This window comes from Asticcacaulis sp. SL142 (genome assembly GCF_026625745.1).
Taxonomy (GTDB): domain Bacteria; phylum Pseudomonadota; class Alphaproteobacteria; order Caulobacterales; family Caulobacteraceae; genus Asticcacaulis.
The window spans coordinates 1,115,018-1,131,138 of sequence record NZ_CP113061.1 but is presented as its reverse complement, the minus strand read 5'-3'; the positions used below and the strand labels follow the sequence as shown (position 1 = coordinate 1,131,138).

The following is a 16,121-nucleotide window of genomic DNA, read 5'->3' as shown; positions in this document are numbered from 1 at the left end:
GATTTGAGGGCCGGTTCACATGAACCGGCCCTCAACGCTGGATCATTATGATTTCTGGTAGAAACATAATGATCCAGATTTTGTTTACGTCCCTCGCCGGGCGGTGGCTCCGCCACCTTGGCCGCCGCCGCAATGGTGGCTTGAGCGGAATGTTTCCACCAGAAATCATTCCGCTCTAATCCAGCAAGCCATAGGCCGGAACGGTCAGAAAATCCCGGCAGGTATCGGCCAGGGCCAGTTCGGTAAACAGCCGCACCGCCTCATCAAAACGGCCCTTACCCCACGCATCTAACGACTGCATTTCATCTTCGATCAGGGCGATAACCTGTTCACGGGTGACGACGTTGCCGTCATCAAGGGCGGCCTGGTGTCGGATCCATTGCCAGACCTGGGTGCGTGAAATCTCAGCGGTCGCGGCATCTTCCATCAGATTATAGAGCGGCACAGCACCTTTGCCGCGCAGCCACGCCGCAATATACTGGATGCCAACGCGGATGTTTTCGCGCAGGCCAGCCTCGGTGCGTGTGCCTTCGTGCATCCGCAGCAGGTCAACCTGGGTGGTGGTCACATCCTCACGCAACACATGAAGCTGGTTCGGCGTCGGCATCAGGCGATTAAAGACCTCCATCGCCACCGGCACCAGATCGGGGTGGGCGACCCAGGTGCCATCGTGACCGTCACCGGCTTCGCGTTCTTTGTCGGCACGGACGCGGGCAAAGGCGGCGTCGTTGGCGGTGGGGTCGCCTTTCACGGGTATCTGCGCGGCCATACCGCCCATAGCAAAGGCCCCGCGCCGGTGGCAGGTCTTGATCAACTGGCGCGAATAGGCCCGCAAGAATGCATGGCCCATGACCATTTGGGAACGGTCGGGTGTCACAAAGCTTGGGTGCTCCGCCAACGTCTTGATAAAGCTGAAAATATAGTCCCAGCGTCCGCAGTTGAGTCCGGCCATATGGTCGCGCAACTCATAAAGGATTTCATCCATTTCAAAGGCGGCGGGCAGGGTCTCAATCAACACCGTTGCCTTGATGGTGCCGTGGGGGATGTCGAGGTGCTCCTGCGCGAACTCAAAAACCTCGTTCCACAGGCGGGCTTCTAAGTGGCTTTCCATCTTCGGTAGGTAAAAATATGGCCCCGAACCAGCGGCGATGGCGGCACGGGCGCTGTGGAACATGTAAAGCCCGAAATCGAACAGGGCACCTGAGACCGATGCGCCATCGACGCGGACGTGACGCTCCTCCAGCCTCCAGCCGCGCGGCCGCACGATCAATGTGGCGGGCGTATCGCTGAGCCGGTAAGCCTTGCCCGATTGCGGGTCATCATAGGACAGGGTGCCCGCCCAACGGTCTTTCAGATTGATCTGACCGTCGATGCAGTTGGAAAAGGTCGGGGAATTGGCGTCCTCAAAGTCGGCCATGAAGACCTTGGCACCCGAATTGAGCGCATTGATGATCATTTTGCGATCGACCGGGCCGGTGATTTCAACGCGTCGGTCGGTCAGGTCAGCGGGGATCGGCCCCACGCGCCAGTCGCCGTCGCGGATGATTTGGGTTTCAATCAGAAAATCGGGCAGGGCACCGGCATCAAAGGCCTTTTGCCGTTCGATGCGGGCCGCCAGCAGCATCCGCCGCTTTGGCTCAAACCGGCGATGAAGTTCGGCGATAAATGACAGGGCGTCCGGCGTGAGGATTTCGGCCATTCGCCCGGTGACGGGGGCGGTGACTTCGGCGGCGTGGGAGCGGGGATTGGGCATGTAGGAATCTGCGGGCATGGGAAGATCCTTGGGTTGTAGCCGGTTAGATGATCTTAAGAAACCCCCACCACCACTCGCGTTGCTCGCGGTTCCCCTCCCCAGTAAACTGGGGAGGTATGATTATCTGGGGGTAACAAGAGTTTGCCGCCTGCGCGGGGCTTTTGGGGTTAGGGCGCAGGCGGCATATGGGCGCTTATGGTTTATTGGGTGCGCCTTTATTCGTATCCGTGCGCGGCTTCGTTGATCACAAGCGTAGGCATCTGCGAGAAGTCAACGGCCACGGGTTGACCATTGGAAGATGAGCCGGCCTTAAGCTGGAACGTGCGAATGACATGCTCCATGCGGCGGCGGACTTCGTGGGTTGAGTCCGACATCGGATTAAGCTGCAACGGGGCCAGACAAAAATCGATGATGGCGTCGGGGCGGGTATAGGTGTTCATAGTTTTTTCCTTTTCTGTAGCTCAAGCGCCGCATGGCTACCTCGCCCATAGAAGCGTGCTAACGCTTCGCTCTTTGAGCACATAGCCTCGGGCGGCCATGTTTGAGGTAGTTTGGCGGCCTTGCCGGATTGAACATTCAATCCGGAGGTTTCTATTCAGCCGCTTCAAACTGCGCGGTTTCAGTCGATTCTTTCATGGCGGTCGTCGATGACTGGCCATTGGTGATGGTCATGGCGACGGCATCGAAATAGCCGGTGCCGACTTCGCGCTGGTGGCGGGTGGCGGTGTAGCCGATGGCTTCATTGGCGAACTCACGCTGCTGAAGCTCACTATAGGCCGCCATGCCGCGGTCGCGGTAACCGGACGCCAGCTCAAACATACCGTGGTTGAGTGAGTGGAAGCCCGCCAGGGTCACAAACTGGAACTTGTAGCCCATGGCGCCCAGCTCACGCTGGAACTTGGCGATGGTCGCCTCATCCAGCTTGGCCTGCCAGTTAAAGGACGGCGAGCAATTATAGGCCAGAAGCTTACCCGGATGGTGCTTATGCACCGCTTCGGCAAAGCGCTTTGCGTCCGCAAGGTCAGGGTGCGAGGTTTCCCACCACAACAGGTCGGCATATTTGGCGTAAGCCAGACCGCGCGCGATGCAGTGATCAAGACCGGTGCCTTCCTTCAGCCGGAAAAAGCCCTCCGGTGTGCGGTGGTCGCGGTCGATGAACGGATGGTCGCGTTCATCGACATCTGAGGTGATCAGTTGCGCGGATTCTGCATCGGTACGTGCCACCGTAAGCGTGGGCACCCCCATGACATCGGCAGCCAGACGGGCGGCGATCAGGTTGCGCTCATGGGCTTGGGTCGGGATCAGAACCTTGCCGCCGAGGTGGCCGCACTTCTTTTCTGACGCCAGTTGGTCCTCAAAATGCACACCGGCAGCACCCGCTTCGATAAAGGCCTTCATGATTTCAAACGAATTGAGCGGCCCGCCGAAACCGGCTTCGGCATCGGCGATGATCGGCGCGAACCAGTCACGTTTGGCGCCGCCTTCGGCGTGCTCGATCTGATCGGCCCGTTGCAGGGTGCGGTTGATGCGGCGGCACAGTTCGGGGGCAGCATTGGCGGGATAGAGCGACTGATCGGGGTACATGGCGGACGCCGTATTGGCATCGGCCGCGACCTGCCAGCCGCTCAGGTAGATGGCCTTCAATCCGGCGCGCACCATCTGCATGGCCTGATTGCCGGTGACGGCACCCAGCGCGTTGATATAGGGCTCATCGTGCAGCAGGTCCCACAGGCGGTTGGCACCGCGCTCAGCCAGGGTGTGCTCGACCGCGACCGAGCCGCGCAGGCGCAGGGCCTCTTCGGGGCTGTAGGGACGCGCGATGCCGTCAAACCGGCCTTTGGGGGCGCTGGGGACTAAATCCTGAAAAGTGGTCATGTTGTGATCCGTTTGGGGGGAGGTGAGGGTGATTAAGGGCTTTATGATTTGTTTTTTGAGGTTAGGCGAAGCTGTGCGGCGGGGTGTCGGCCTCGGTTTCGGTGGCGTCATCGACCGCCTGACGCCCTTGAGCGATCGTTTCGCGTAAGGACAATAACTGCGATTGACGCTGAAAGCCGGTCAGGCACAGGCCGAACGACGACAGGTAGAGATTGACGAAATCCGCAGGCGAAATCATCAAATGTGTAACATCGTGCGAATTTGTCATAATTTGTCTCCGATCTAGCCTAAGCGGTTTTGCCGTGGCGATAAGCTGATTAAGCCAGTTGAGGCACGGGAAGTCGATATTTGGAGCCATATCCAAACGGTCATTGGGCAAATTGTGACCTTGAGAATTTTGTAAAATTGTGACAAAGTGACAAATCTTTCTCCTCCCTATCGAAAGATGGGGAGGTGGCATTGAGCGTAGCGAAATGACGGAGGGGGCGTCGCAGACGCAGTGTTCCTGACGGCTACAAAGCTTGTCCTACGCTGAGTGTGTAGCCCCTCACCCCAACCCTCTCCCCGCAAGCGGGGAGAGGGGGAGACATGAATGTCCGAACTTGATCGCAAACTGTTCTTAGGGGGGCGCTTTAAGCGTCTGCGCGGTGATCTGGGCCTGACCCAGACCCAGATGGCGCAGGACCTGGGCGTATCGGCCTCCTACCTCAACCATATTGAGCGCAACCAGCGGCCTGTGACGGCGCAGGTGCTGCTGAAGCTGGCCGCGACCTATGATCTGGATATGCGCACCTTTACCTCGGAGGCCGATCCGGCGGGTGAGGCGCATCTCAGTGAGGTGCTGGCTGATCCGATGTTTGCTGACCTTAAGGTGCCGCGCCGCGAAATCGCTGATCTTGTCGCCAATGCGCCGTCGGTGGCCGAGGCCTTGCTCAAGCTTTACCGGGCTTACGGCGAGCGGCGCGGGCTGGAAGCCTTGGAGCCCGGATCGGTCGCCAGTTTGAATGATCAGTCGCCGTCCGATTGGGTGCGTGACCAGATTCAGTCGCGCTTTAACTTCTTTCCTGAACTGGATGAACTGGGGGAGGGGCTGTTCGAGAGCTTAAGCGGTGATAGCCACACGTTAGAGGCCCGCGCCGAGCAGGCCTTGCGCACCGAATACGGCATTGAGGTGCGCTTCATGCCGACCGACATCATGCTGGTCTATCAGCGCCGCTACGATCCGCACCGTAAGCGGTTGATGCTGTCGGAAAGCTTGGGGGCGTCGTCGCGGGCATTTGCGGTGCTCTATCAGCTTGTCCTGCAACGGCATGGGCTGATGATCAATGATCTGGTCGAGCGGGCGCGGGCACCTGATGCGGTGTCGGGCAGGCTCTATAAGGTGTCGCTGCTCAACTATCTGACCGCCGCGACCCTCATGCCTTACGTGCGGTTTCAGGCGCAGGCGGAGGCTTGCGGTTACGATTTAGAGCTTCTGCGCAGCCCGTTCGGTGTCAGTTTTGAGCAGGCCGCCCAGCGACTGACCACCCTGTCGCGGCCGGGTTCGCGCGGGGTGCCGTTCTTTCTGATGCGCATCGATCAGGCCGGCAATGTCTCTAAGCGGTTTGCGGCGGGCAAGTTTCCGTTTTCGCGCTTTGGTGGCGCCTGTCCGCGCTGGAACATCCATCAGGCCTTTCAGACGCCGGGCCGGATCATCACCCAGGTCATTGAGACGCCGGATAAGACCCGCTACTTCACCCTGTCGCGCACAATTGACCGGTCTTTGCGCGGCTGGGAAGGCGGGGTGTCGGGCGATCAGGCCATTGGCCTGGGGTGCGAGCTGAAATATGCCGAAAAGCTGATCTATGCCAAGGGGCTTGATCTGACCAACCCCGCCGCGATTGAGGTCGGGCCGATGTGCCGCCTGTGTGAGCGGCCCTATTGCCGCGAACGCGCCGCCCCGCCGGTGACCCGCCCGCTCCAGATCGATGAGTGGATCAAGGGCGTCACGGCCTTTCCGTTTCAGACCTAATCCGCCGGTTCCGATTTAAGCAGGGCCAGCACCATGGTCATATGGGTTTTGCGCCATTTGGCCAGCTCATAGATATCAGGATTGCCGGTCACCATGCGGGTAACAAACATCATGATGGCGGGGGCGCTTAAGATATCCTCGACCCCTTCAAGGTGGTGGTGAGCGTGTGGGTGAAACTCTCCGCGTGCGATACCATGACGGATGAGGTCGTAAACATAGGTCTTTTTCACGCCTACGAAATTTTTTGTATAAAAATCAGCGATTTCCGGCACGCGGCCACATTCGGCGACGATCAGGCGAAAGAACTCTATCGACTGCGGGTCATTGACCAGCCGCTCATAGAAAAAATTGTGCTGTTCGCGCAGCTGATCCTCGGCGGAGCGATCCGGGTCAACCGCAAACTCCAGCCGTTTTTGCAGCATGGGCGCGATGAAGGCGGTGGCCATAGCATAGAACAGGTCGATCTTGGCCGGATAATAGACATAGATCAGGGCCTTTGAGATACGGGCGCGTTTGGCGATGTCTTCCAACCGGGCGGCGGCATAGCCTTTTTGGGTGAACTCTTCAAAGGCGGCCGCCACGATCTGGGCCGGGCGTTTTTCTTTGTTGGCCTGACGGATGCCCGCAGGTTTCAGATTGAAGTGCTTGCCCAAAGACTGGCTGACAGCTTCAAATGAGCAGGCGTACTGATCCGGTAGCGCGCTATCGGCGGTATGATCTAAGGATGCGGGTTTTCTTGACAATTTGTAATGTGAGTTTCGTTGACTTATGGGTCAATGAATATATAGCTCGTTACCGATAACACAAGTTTTTTGGGGCTATTCGATGCGCTTAGGGCAATTGTGGCAGGTTCAACCTCTTGAGATGTCTCTCAAGGGGCATAACCAGTGGGTTAAGATTGCGGGCGTGGCGCTGGTGGCGGCGATATCCCTTTCGGCCTGCCATGAAAAGCCCAAAACCGCTGAGGCCAAGGACACCCATCTGGCGCTGGTTGAGGTCGCGACCGCAGGGGCTGCCACCGTGCCCGTCGTGATCACCGGCTCCGGCACCGTCTCAGCCTGGCAGGAAGCGCCGGTGGGGGCTGAAACCGGTGGCCTGACGGCGGTAGCACTGCTGGTCGACGAAGGCCAGTATGTCACGCAGGGCCAGCCTCTGCTGAGGATGAACGATGCGGTGCTTCAGGCACAACTCAAGCAGGCTCAGGCCCAGTTGATGAGCGCCAAAGCCCAGCAGGCGCAGGCCGAAAACGACTATAAGCGCTATAAGGAACTGGCCGATAAGGGTTTTATTTCCGCGTCCGGCCTTGATGCCAAGCTGGCCCAGCAACAAACCGCGGCGGCCTCTGTGGCGACCGCTCAGGCCAGCGTGCAGGAAGTCTCCACCCGCCTGTCGCAAGCGACCGTGCGCGCGCCGGTATCGGGGCTAATCACCTCACGCACCGCCGTGCAGGGCCAGATCGTCGGCGCAGGGGATGAGCTGTTCCGCATTGCCCGTGACAACCGCATTGAGCTGAATATGGAAGTGGTCGAAACCGAACTGGCCATGCTGAAAGCTGGTATGCCGGCGACCGTGCGTGGCGAAACCTCCGGCCCGATCGCCGGTTCCGTGCGCATCGTGACCCCGATGGTCTCAAACGAGACCCGTCTGGGCTATGCACGGGTGTCGATCCCCGCCGATGCGGGGCTGAAGCCCGGCATGTTCGCGCGTGGTGAGGTCAATGTCGGCAATCAGCCGGTAGTGACCGTGCCGCAAAAAGCCGTGATCTATCAGGCCAATGTGCCCGCAACCTTCGTGGTCGGGCCCAATAACAAGGTCGCTTTGCGCAAGCTGAAAACCGGTGAGCGTCTGGGCGATAATGTCGTCGTGACCGAAGGCGTGGCTGAGGGTGAACGGGTGGTGACCGCGGGTGCCGGGTTCCTGGTGGACGGTGACACGGTGCGTATCAAAGGGCCACAAGTGGCCACCGAGCAAAAAGCGGCTGCCGCTAAATCGGGGGCAAAATAATGTCTGAACCCCGCCAATATATAGATCGCGGGGGTATATCCTCCGCCTCGATCCGCAACCCCATTCCGACCATCGTCTTCTTTCTGGTGATGATTGTGGCGGGCTGGGGCGCGTTTAATGCCCTGCGCATCAACAACTTCCCCGATGTTGACCTGCCGGTGGTGTCGGTTACCGTGCTGCAATCGGGCGCCGCGCCCGCCGAACTGGAAACGCAGGTTACCCGCATCATTGAGGACTCGGTGGCGGGCCTGGGTTCAGTCAAGCACATCAATTCCTATGTCAATGACGGCGTCTCAACCACGGTCGTGCAGTTCCAGTTGGGCGTTGATCTTGAAAAATCGACCAATGACGTACGCAATGCCGTGGCCGGGGTGCGCGCCAATCTGCCGTCCGATGTGCTCGACCCCATCGTCCGGCGCGAAGAGGCGTCGGGTGAGCCGCTGATCACCTATATTATCCGCGGCGACGGCATGAATCCTGAGCAGTTGTCGTGGTTTGTCGATAACGATATCTCGAAGAAGGTTCTGGCCAAAAACGGCGTGTCCAAGGTCACGCGCGACGGCGGCGTTGACCGCGAAATCCGCATCGATCTCGATCCCGGTCTGCTGGCGGGGCAGGGGATTACGGCTTCCGAAGTCAGCCAGCAACTGCGCAATATCAATATCAACCTGCCCGGTGGGCGTCTTGAGGTCGGCGGGTCTGAGCAGTCGATCCGAACGCTCGGCAATGCCAATTCGGTCGAAATTCTGCGCGACACCCGCATCAACCTGAATAATGGCCAGTCGGTCCGTCTCGGCGATCTGGGGCAAGTCAGCGACACCTGGTCTGAGCCGCGCACCCGCGCCCGCTTTAATGGTCAGGAAGTGGTCGGCTTTGCCGTCTACCGCACTATTGGCTCGTCCGAAGTCGATGTCGCCATCGGCATCCGCGAAGCCATAGACGAAATCCGCAAAGCCAATCCCAACATCGTCCTCGAAGAAGTCACGGCTTCGGTCGACTGGGTCAATGAAAGCTATATCGCGTCGATGGAGACGCTCGCGATCGGTGCGCTTTTGGCCGTGCTGGTGGTGTGGCTGTTCCTGCGTGACTGGCGCGCGACGCTGATTTCGGCGACCGCCATGCCACTGTCGCTGCTGCCGACGTTTTTTGTCATGTGGGTGCTCAATGAGTCCTTTAACATCGTGTCGCTGTTGGCTCTGTCCCTGACCATCGGGATTCTGGTTGACGACGCGATTGTGGAAATCGAAAACATCGTCCGCCACATTCGCGATGGCAAGAAACCTTATCAGGCCGCGATTGAGGCCGCTGACGAAATCGGTCTGGCCGTGGTGGCGACGACCGCCACCATCATCGCCGTCTTTGCGCCCGTCGGCTTTATGCCGGGCATTGTGGGCCAGTTCTTTAAATCGTTTGCGGTCGCGGCCTGCGTGTCGGTGTTCTTCTCGCTGGTGGTGGCGCGGACGATTACGCCGCTGATGGGCGCCTATCTGATGCGCTCGGACCCCGGTAAAGAGCACCCCGATCCGTTCTGGATGAAAAACTATCTCAAGACCCTGAACTGGGGCCTGAGCGGGCATTTGCGCTTTATGAGCACGCGCATCGCCTTGACTATTTTCGGCGTCATCGTGCTGGCCCTGACCGGGCTGATGGTCTTTGGTGGCGTAAGCGGTGCCTTGAAAGCGCCCACGGGCTTTGATCCGATGGCTCTGATCGGCCCGGCGATTACGCTGATCATTGGTGGCCTGATTGCCTTTGCCTGCTTTAAAAAGGCCGGAAAGCTGCCGCGCGGGGAAAAACTGCGCACCCGCTGGGCCGTTCTGGCCATCGGTATCGGCTTCTTTATCGGCTCTATGGCCGTCGCAGGGCTGCTGCCGGGTGAGTTCATCCCGGTTGGCGATAATGGCCGTTCCTTCCTTAAGGTCGAGCTGCCGCCCGGATCGCGCCTTGATGAAACCGATAAGGTGGTCAATGACCTGATGGCCGAAATCAGCCAGCGAGAAGGCGTCAAATCCGTCTATGCGTCAGTCGATATCAACTCAGCCAACTTCACCATCAATCTGGTGCCGCGCCACGACCGCAAGTTCTCGCAGCAGGATTTCGAGACCGATTTCAATCAGTTCGTCCTGCAATATCCCGGCATCCGCTCGACTTTCGGCCAGGAAGGCGGCGGGGGCGGCATCACAAGCTTTACCCTGGTGTCCGACGATCCGGTGGCGCTGGCCGAAGCGTCGCGTGAGCTTGAGCGTCAAATGCGCGGTCTGCCTGAACTGACCAATGTGTCGTCGGCGGATAACCTGACGCGGCCGGAAATCATCGTGGTGCCAAAACCGGATCAGGCCGCCCTTATGGGGGTATCGGCAGCCGCGATCTCACAGGCCGCCCGTGTGGCGACCGTCGGTGACTTCGATCAGATTTTGGCCAAATATAATGTCGGCGACCGTCAGATCCCGATCCGTGTCCTGCTGAAAACCGATGCCCGTACCGATGTCGCCAACCTGAACGACCTTAAGGTGCCGACCAAGTTCGGAACGTCGGTGCCGCTGGCCGCCGTGGCCGATATCACCTTTGCCGCAGGGCCGGTGCAGATCAACCGAACTGAGCGGTCAAGGTCCGCCACCATCAAGGGCAATATCGCCAATGGCATCGCCGCCGGTATCGCTCAGGACGCCGTACGCGCCCTGCCGGCCATGAAAAACCTGCCGCCGCAGGTCAAGGAAATCGTCACCGGCGAACAGGAAGATCAGGCCGAAATGGCCACGGGCTTCATGATCGCCATCTCTACGGGCATCATGCTGATGTATGTGGTGCTGGTGCTTTTGTTCAAAAGCTTCACCCACCCGGTCACGATCTTGACGGCACTTCCGCTGTCGTTTGGCGGCGCGTTCTTCCTGCTGCTGGTGACCGGTAAATCCATGTCGATGCCCGCGCTAATCGGCCTGATCATGCTGACCGGGATTGCCGCCAAGAACTCGATCCTTCTGGTCGAATATGCCATTGAAGCCATCAAGCACGGCATGACCCGTCATGACGGCCTGATGGACGCCGCCCACAAACGCGCCCGTCCGATCCTGATGACGACGGTGGCGATGGGCGCAGGCATGTTGCCGATCGCGGTCGGCTGGGGCGCCGATGTCGCCTTCCGTTCCCCCATGGCTATCGCGGTCATCGGCGGTCTTATTACCTCGACCCTGCTCAGTCTGTTGTTTGTGCCGGTCGCCTATACCTTCATCGATGATGTCAGCCAGTTCTTTGGCCGCCACACGAAAAAATACTTTACCGCCGAAGGCAAAGACGACGACGTGAAATCGCAATCCTTGGCCGATTAGGGCGTCGCCGTTGCTAGGAGGTACTCAATGTACCTCCGTCGCTAGGCTCCTGCTACTCGACTCAAATCTTGCGATTTCACGGCCTGTTGGCTGTATAGTTTTTCTCCTCCCTATCGAGCTTTGGCGAAGATGGGGAGGTGGCATTTAGCGATAGCTAAATGACGGAGGGGTAAATCTTCACTTTTCATGAGAACGTTGCTGTTCTATATATGTTCGCATGTCCGATTTGTTTGAGGCCGCGGGCCTCACCCCAAAATCACCGAACCTGACGCAGACTGACGGCGGCTATAAACCGCTGGCTGACCGGTTGCGGCCGCAGTCGATTGCCGAGGTCGTGGGGCAGGGGCATCTGGTCGGCCCTGACGGCCCCATCCGGCGCAGCGTTGATCGCGGGTTTTTGCCATCCCTTTTGTTGTGGGGCCCGCCGGGGGTGGGCAAGACGACCCTGGCGCGGTTGCTGGCATCGTCCGCAGGCTATGAATTCCAGCAGATTTCCGCCGTCTTTTCCGGCGTCGCTGACCTGAAAAAAGCGTTCGAAGCCGCCCAGATGCAGCGCAATATGGGCAAGCGCGTCGTGCTGTTTGTCGATGAAATCCACCGCTTTAACCGCGCCCAGCAGGATAGTTTCCTGCCTTACGTCGAATCCGGCGTCGTCACCCTGATCGGGGCCACGACCGAAAATCCATCTTTTGAGCTGAACGGCGCTCTGCTGTCGCGCTGTCAGGTATTTGTGCTCAAACGGCTCGATGATGAGGCGATGGAAACGCTGATCGCCCGCGCCGAAGCCCATCTGGGCCGTGCCCTGCCGCTGGAACCAGAGGCACGCGAAACCCTCAAAGGGCTGTCTGACGGCGACGGACGCTATCTGTTGAGCCTGATCGAGACCATCGACCAGATGGGGTTTGAAACAGCGATCAATTCCGAGGGCCTGCTCCAGCACCTGCAAAAACGCCGCCCTAACTACGATAAGGACCGCGAAGGCCACTATAATCTGATCTCGGCCCTGCATAAGTCGGTGCGCGGCTCGGACCCCGATGCGGCGCTGTACTGGTTTGCGCGTATGCTACAGGGCGGCGAAGACCCGCTCTATATCGCCCGCCGGATGCAGCGCATGGCGTCCGAGGACATAGGGGCCGCCGACCCCATGTCGCTGATCATGACCAATGCGGCGCGCGAAACCTATGAGGTCTTGGGCTCACCCGAAGGGGAACTGGCCATCGCGCAAGCCCTTGTCCACATGGCCTCGGCCCCCAAATCGAACGCGGTCTATGTGGCGTTTAAGGCCGCCATGAAGGCTGCGCGCGACACCGGCGACCTCGACCCGCCCGAAGTTATCCGGAACGCGCCGACCAAGCTGATGAAGGATTTGGGCTACGGCGAAGGCTATATCTACGACCCCGAAGACCCCGATGGTTTCTCAGGTCAGAACTATTTTCCGAACGGTATGCCCCGCCCGAAATTCTACGACCCCAAAGGCGACGGCCACGAAGGCAAGGTCAAAGAGCGGCTGGACTACTGGGCGCAGTTGCGGGCATTTAAGCAGAAGCGGTAATTTAAGTCCGGTGGTGCGCGGCCACGTAAGCCTTTAAGACCTGTTGCATGCGTGTAAGGTGGCCCTTGCCGCCGGTTTCAGAGACGAAATAATCGAAAACCTCTGAATCAATTTTCAGGTGTACCGATTTCTTTGTAGGCGATTTCAGTTCGGCCTTTGCCCAGAATTCGGCACCTAAAGCTTCGCCTTCCGGGGCGTCAGGGGTGTGAAAAAGTTCACCCTTTTCCTGCATCTTCCTGAGATCGCTTAAGGATGCCTGTTTGATATTGCTCTTGTTCAAGACGACCTCCTTTCCATGCCGTGATTAAATGTATTTCGTCATCTCTCAGGGTGTAGACGACAACAAAAACTTCGTCACCCAACATGCCCATCGAAATGAGGCGTTCTTCGCCGTAGTCTTTGCGGTCATCAACGCGGGTTAAAACGTCCCCTTCGAAAATCAGGGCCGCATATAAGATATCGACTTGCCGTTCCTTGATTACGGCCTGTCGTTTAGTTTCGTTCCATTGGAAACGCATAAGGAAAACCTTCGTTTAATTTTTATACGCATCTGGTTCTCCTGTGTGTATATTTATGTACACTTTTTACGTACGCTTTACAAGCTATAATTCGCCCCCTTTGACCTTAACCTCCAACCCTGTTATTTCGCGGGCATGACCCCGAAAAAGCAGGACAAGATCAACCGCAAAAAGGCTTCGCGCCATTCGCCCCAGCATCAGGCCGCGATCGCGCGGCGTGATGCGAGTGGCGGGCGCAAGCCTCAAACGCCGAAACACCTTAAGGCTATCGACCGGCCGATTGCGCTCAGTGAAGAGTCGGTGGCGCTGATCAAATCGATGCTGGTCTATGAAGACGCCGAGATCATGGGCTTTAATAAGATCTATAACCTGTCGTCCCAAGGCGGGCGCGGACCGGATTTTCACAATCTGGATGACCTGTTGTGGGCCTTTGCCAAGTCGAACGGCAAGAAGCCGCGCCTGATCCACCGGCTGGATCGCGATACGTCGGGCATTATCCTGGTGGCCAAGACCAAGCCCGCCGCCTCGTTTCTGGGCAAGGCGATGATCGCGCGCCAGTTCCACAAAACCTATCTGCTGGTGGTGTCCAATCCACACAATCTGAAAGACCGGGGCGTGATCGATGTGCCGCTGCGGCGCGAAGATATCGGGCGCGAAGCCTATTCACGGGTGTGCGAAGCCGATCACCCCGACGCGCTGGAATCACGCACCCACTATGAGGTCGTCTCCCGCAACTCTGAGGCCGCTCTGGTGGTCGCCAAGCCATTCACCGGCCGGATGCACCAGATCCGCGTCCACATGGCCCATCTGGGGTGTCCGATTGCCGGTGATCCGCGCTATGGCGGCGCCTTAAGCCTGGGCGGGGGGGCAGTGAAGCGGCTGATGCTGCACGCAACAGAACTGGAGTTTCCGCATCCGGCAGGTGGTAAAAAAACACTCTCCGCGCCGGTTCACGAAGATATAGTCAGGCTTTGTGCTAATCTGGAACTCGATATGGGTAAGTTTGCTCAGAAATAACGCTGATATATTGCGCGTTAACAGTTTGTTATCGAAAATTACAGGGTTGATACGCTTTAATAGTTAAATGATATTAGCGTTAATTTTTGCATCGCATTGATTTACCTTATATTTTTTGATTTTGTTAAAACGTGACACCGTACTTTGCTTCTCGTGATTGGGAGCAGCGTGGTGTAATGGCTTTGGTAAATCTATGGCAGCGCTTTCGCGCGCACAATCAGGGCAATGTAGCGATTATTGCAGCCCTTTCAGCTTTGCCGATACTGGCGGCCGTTGGCGCCGGAACCGATGCGGTCGGCATCATCCGCGCCAAGTCAAAGCTTCAGGACGCCGCGGACTCGGCCGCTATTGCCGGGGCGCTGGTGGCGTCATCGTCGGAATCGGCGCAGGAAGATGCCGCCGACGCGGCCTTTCAAAGCAATGTCGTCGCTGCGGGCAATCTGACCAATGCTGACGGTGAGCTTTCGACTTCGACCCAGAACAACACGACCGTTAAGACCTATCTGGCCGCCGCCGATGTAAACACCCTGTTTGTGGGCATGCTGCAAGGCAGTAACGGGCAGGTGCGCATCACCGCCTCCGCCAATGCGGGGGTAACGATATCGGATTCCGAAATCGTGTTTGTGCTCGACAATACCGGTTCGATGTCGAGGGACAGTCGGATGGTCAACCTGAAATCGAGCGTCGATACGACCCTGGCCAGCCTGGTGGGCGGTGACGGCACGTCCGGCGGCACCAAGGTCGCCATCGTGCCGTTTGATACTCAGGTCAATATCAAGGGTGTGCCGGCCTCCAGCATCGAATATGGTGAAGCGGAGATGATCACCTCCTGCTCGAACCTGTCGGATGGCCGTTGCAGCGCCCTGGTGACCACCCAGACGGCCCTGTGCGCCAGCACGTCGGATGTCAGCGCCTGCACCACCAATATTAAAACCTACACCTATACTTACTCGAATAACGGTAAGTCCTATATCCGGGTGTTTGCGACGTCCTACTATTATAAATCAAATAATGGTGGATGCAGTGTCGGCTATAGTTACTACAATAGCTGTAACTATATGGTGGTATCGCGCGAAGCGACCTATCAGGTCAGCACTTCGGCGGCGGGTTCGGCGTACAATGTCGACACCAATTCGACCAAGTGGCCGCAGGCGGCCTATTATAACAAGCCCAATAATAACTACAGCCTCTATTCCGGCACGGTGACGTCAACCGCAGCCAATACCGGTGGCTATGGCTCAGGTTCGACGACCGATATCAAGAACAACGATACCGTCTCGGCCAATGCAGATCTGCTGGGGGTCGGCACGGTCAACTGGAATGGCTGCGTCATCGACCGGATCCAGCCCTATGACGCGTCGGCCGACTCGCCGGATGGCGCCATCGCAGACAAAAACTATCCGGCCTCGAAGTGCGCCACCAACAATCTGCTGCCAGTCATGGGGCTGACGACCGATATTCAGGCGGCGCGCGACCACGTACAGAAGATGTCGCCCGCCGGCAATACCAATGTCACCATCGGCGTGCAGTGGGGCATGGAAGTGCTGTCGCCGGGGTTACCATTTAACACTGCCGTGGCCTTTGGTACCGAAAACATCAATAAATACATGATCATCGTCACCGATGGTCAAAACACTCAGAACCGCTGGACCACCAATACGACGGATATCGATGCCCGCACGCTGGAGGCCTGTAAGGCTGCCAAAGCCCAGGGCATCACCATCTTCACCGTGCGGGTGATGGAGGGCAATTCCAGCCTGCTGGAACAATGCGCCACGCGGCCTGACTATTACTATAACCTGTCCAACGCCAGCGAACTGAGCGGGGCCCTGGGCTCGATCGTAACCTCGATCAAGAAGATAAGGCTGACGAAGTAGGCCTTCTGTTAGAGTGAATGAGGTTGATTTCCGGGTGCATATATCCGGGTGCATATAAATGCATCCGGCAAGGCCGCCCGGCCGCCCGAACCTTTGTGAGGAGCCATGCGGCGCTTGAGCTCTAATCTAAGTTAGATCAAATTTTAAGCTTTCCCCTGTAGGGTCACGGTTTGAACGAAAAATTCGTA

General features: G+C 58.1%; 13 protein-coding genes. 6 read left to right on the top strand and 7 right to left on the bottom strand.

Annotated elements, in window-relative coordinates; all coding sequences use genetic code 11:
* Nucleotides 1-175 precede the first annotated feature (175 nt).
* The 4 genes from aceB to OVA03_RS05180 form a co-directional block, all read right to left on the bottom strand.
* Nucleotides 176-1,753 carry a malate synthase A gene (gene aceB / locus OVA03_RS05195; protein WP_420710498.1) on the bottom strand — a complete coding sequence of 526 codons (1,578 nt, stop codon included), beginning with the start codon at nt 1,751-1,753 and terminating at the stop codon, nt 176-178.
* 215 nt (nt 1,754-1,968) lie between these two features.
* On the bottom strand, nt 1,969-2,193 hold the full coding sequence (locus OVA03_RS05190; RefSeq protein ID WP_267527096.1) for a hypothetical protein: 225 nt from the start codon (nt 2,191-2,193) through the stop codon (nt 1,969-1,971).
* A gap of 151 nt (nt 2,194-2,344) precedes the next feature.
* Complete coding sequence (gene aceA, locus OVA03_RS05185; protein ID WP_267527095.1) at nt 2,345-3,628, bottom strand: isocitrate lyase; 1,284 nt, start codon at nt 3,626-3,628, stop codon at nt 2,345-2,347.
* Between the two features lie 61 nt (nt 3,629-3,689).
* Nucleotides 3,690-3,896: a hypothetical protein gene (locus OVA03_RS05180; protein WP_267527094.1), complete on the bottom strand. Its 207-nt coding sequence runs from the start codon at nt 3,894-3,896 to the stop codon at nt 3,690-3,692.
* A gap of 324 nt (nt 3,897-4,220) precedes the next feature.
* Between OVA03_RS05180 and OVA03_RS05175 the strand changes: the two genes are divergently transcribed.
* Nucleotides 4,221-5,639, top strand: coding sequence for a helix-turn-helix domain-containing protein (locus OVA03_RS05175; RefSeq protein ID WP_267527093.1), 1,419 nt, complete (start codon nt 4,221-4,223; stop codon nt 5,637-5,639).
* Here OVA03_RS05175 and OVA03_RS05170 read toward each other — a convergent pair.
* Nucleotides 5,636-6,382, bottom strand: coding sequence for a TetR/AcrR family transcriptional regulator (locus tag OVA03_RS05170; protein WP_267527092.1), 747 nt, complete (start codon nt 6,380-6,382; stop codon nt 5,636-5,638). The two genes, OVA03_RS05175 and OVA03_RS05170, sit on opposite strands and share 4 nt — an antisense overlap.
* 82 nt (nt 6,383-6,464) lie before the next feature.
* Between OVA03_RS05170 and OVA03_RS05165 the strand changes: the two genes are divergently transcribed.
* The 3 genes from OVA03_RS05165 to OVA03_RS05155 all read left to right on the top strand — a co-directional run bounded on the left by OVA03_RS05165 (nt 6,465) and on the right by OVA03_RS05155 (nt 12,521).
* Nucleotides 6,465-7,643, top strand: coding sequence for an efflux RND transporter periplasmic adaptor subunit (locus tag OVA03_RS05165; RefSeq protein ID WP_267527091.1), 1,179 nt, complete (start codon nt 6,465-6,467; stop codon nt 7,641-7,643).
* A complete protein-coding gene (locus OVA03_RS05160; protein ID WP_267527090.1) occupies nt 7,643-10,969 on the top strand; it encodes an efflux RND transporter permease subunit in 3,327 nt (1,108 codons plus the stop codon). The genes OVA03_RS05165 and OVA03_RS05160 overlap by 1 nt, the downstream gene beginning before the upstream one ends.
* 217 nt (nt 10,970-11,186) lie before the next feature.
* Nucleotides 11,187-12,521, top strand: coding sequence for a replication-associated recombination protein A (locus tag OVA03_RS05155; protein ID WP_267527089.1), 1,335 nt, complete (start codon nt 11,187-11,189; stop codon nt 12,519-12,521).
* A 1-nt stretch (nt 12,522) separates the two neighbouring features.
* Here the strand turns inward: OVA03_RS05155 and OVA03_RS05150 are convergent, their stop codons facing one another.
* Both OVA03_RS05150 and OVA03_RS05145 read right to left on the bottom strand, forming a co-directional pair.
* Nucleotides 12,523-12,753: a BrnA antitoxin family protein gene (locus tag OVA03_RS05150; RefSeq protein ID WP_267527088.1), complete on the bottom strand. Its 231-nt coding sequence runs from the start codon at nt 12,751-12,753 to the stop codon at nt 12,523-12,525.
* Nucleotides 12,737-13,039 (bottom strand): BrnT family toxin, encoded by a 303-nt coding sequence (locus OVA03_RS05145; protein WP_267527087.1) that lies wholly within the window; start codon nt 13,037-13,039, stop codon nt 12,737-12,739. The genes OVA03_RS05150 and OVA03_RS05145 overlap by 17 nt, the downstream gene beginning before the upstream one ends.
* A 135-nt stretch (nt 13,040-13,174) precedes the next feature.
* Between OVA03_RS05145 and OVA03_RS05140 the strand changes: the two genes are divergently transcribed.
* The gene (locus OVA03_RS05140) at nt 13,175-14,056 is read left to right on the top strand and encodes an RluA family pseudouridine synthase (RefSeq protein WP_267527086.1); all 882 of its coding nucleotides are present in this window, start codon (nt 13,175-13,177) and stop codon (nt 14,054-14,056) included.
* 176 nt (nt 14,057-14,232) lie between these two features.
* The gene (locus OVA03_RS05135) at nt 14,233-15,933 is read left to right on the top strand and encodes a TadE/TadG family type IV pilus assembly protein (RefSeq protein WP_267527085.1); all 1,701 of its coding nucleotides are present in this window, start codon (nt 14,233-14,235) and stop codon (nt 15,931-15,933) included.
* The last annotated feature ends 188 nt before the right edge of the window (nt 15,934-16,121 follow it).

Excerpts from the sequence above, each read along its gene's own strand:
- OVA03_RS05165 (WP_267527091.1), top strand. The coding sequence starts at position 6,465 with ATGCGCTTAGGGCAATTGTGGCAGGTTCAACCTCTTGAGATGTCTCTC.
- OVA03_RS05190 (WP_267527096.1), bottom strand. The coding sequence starts at position 2,193 with ATGAACACCTATACCCGCCCCGACGCCATCATCGATTTTTGTCTGGCC.
- OVA03_RS05145 (WP_267527087.1), bottom strand. The coding sequence starts at position 13,039 with ATGCGTTTCCAATGGAACGAAACTAAACGACAGGCCGTAATCAAGGAA.
- aceA (WP_267527095.1), bottom strand. The coding sequence starts at position 3,628 with ATGACCACTTTTCAGGATTTAGTCCCCAGCGCCCCCAAAGGCCGGTTT.
- OVA03_RS05155 (WP_267527089.1), top strand. The coding sequence starts at position 11,187 with ATGTCCGATTTGTTTGAGGCCGCGGGCCTCACCCCAAAATCACCGAAC.
- OVA03_RS05175 (WP_267527093.1), top strand. The coding sequence starts at position 4,221 with ATGTCCGAACTTGATCGCAAACTGTTCTTAGGGGGGCGCTTTAAGCGT.
- aceB (WP_420710498.1), bottom strand. The coding sequence starts at position 1,753 with ATGCCCAATCCCCGCTCCCACGCCGCCGAAGTCACCGCCCCCGTCACC.
- OVA03_RS05135 (WP_267527085.1), top strand. The coding sequence starts at position 14,233 with ATGGCTTTGGTAAATCTATGGCAGCGCTTTCGCGCGCACAATCAGGGC.
- OVA03_RS05140 (WP_267527086.1), top strand. The coding sequence starts at position 13,175 with ATGACCCCGAAAAAGCAGGACAAGATCAACCGCAAAAAGGCTTCGCGC.
- OVA03_RS05160 (WP_267527090.1), top strand. The coding sequence starts at position 7,643 with ATGTCTGAACCCCGCCAATATATAGATCGCGGGGGTATATCCTCCGCC.
- OVA03_RS05180 (WP_267527094.1), bottom strand. The coding sequence starts at position 3,896 with ATGACAAATTCGCACGATGTTACACATTTGATGATTTCGCCTGCGGAT.
- OVA03_RS05150 (WP_267527088.1), bottom strand. The coding sequence starts at position 12,753 with ATGCAGGAAAAGGGTGAACTTTTTCACACCCCTGACGCCCCGGAAGGC.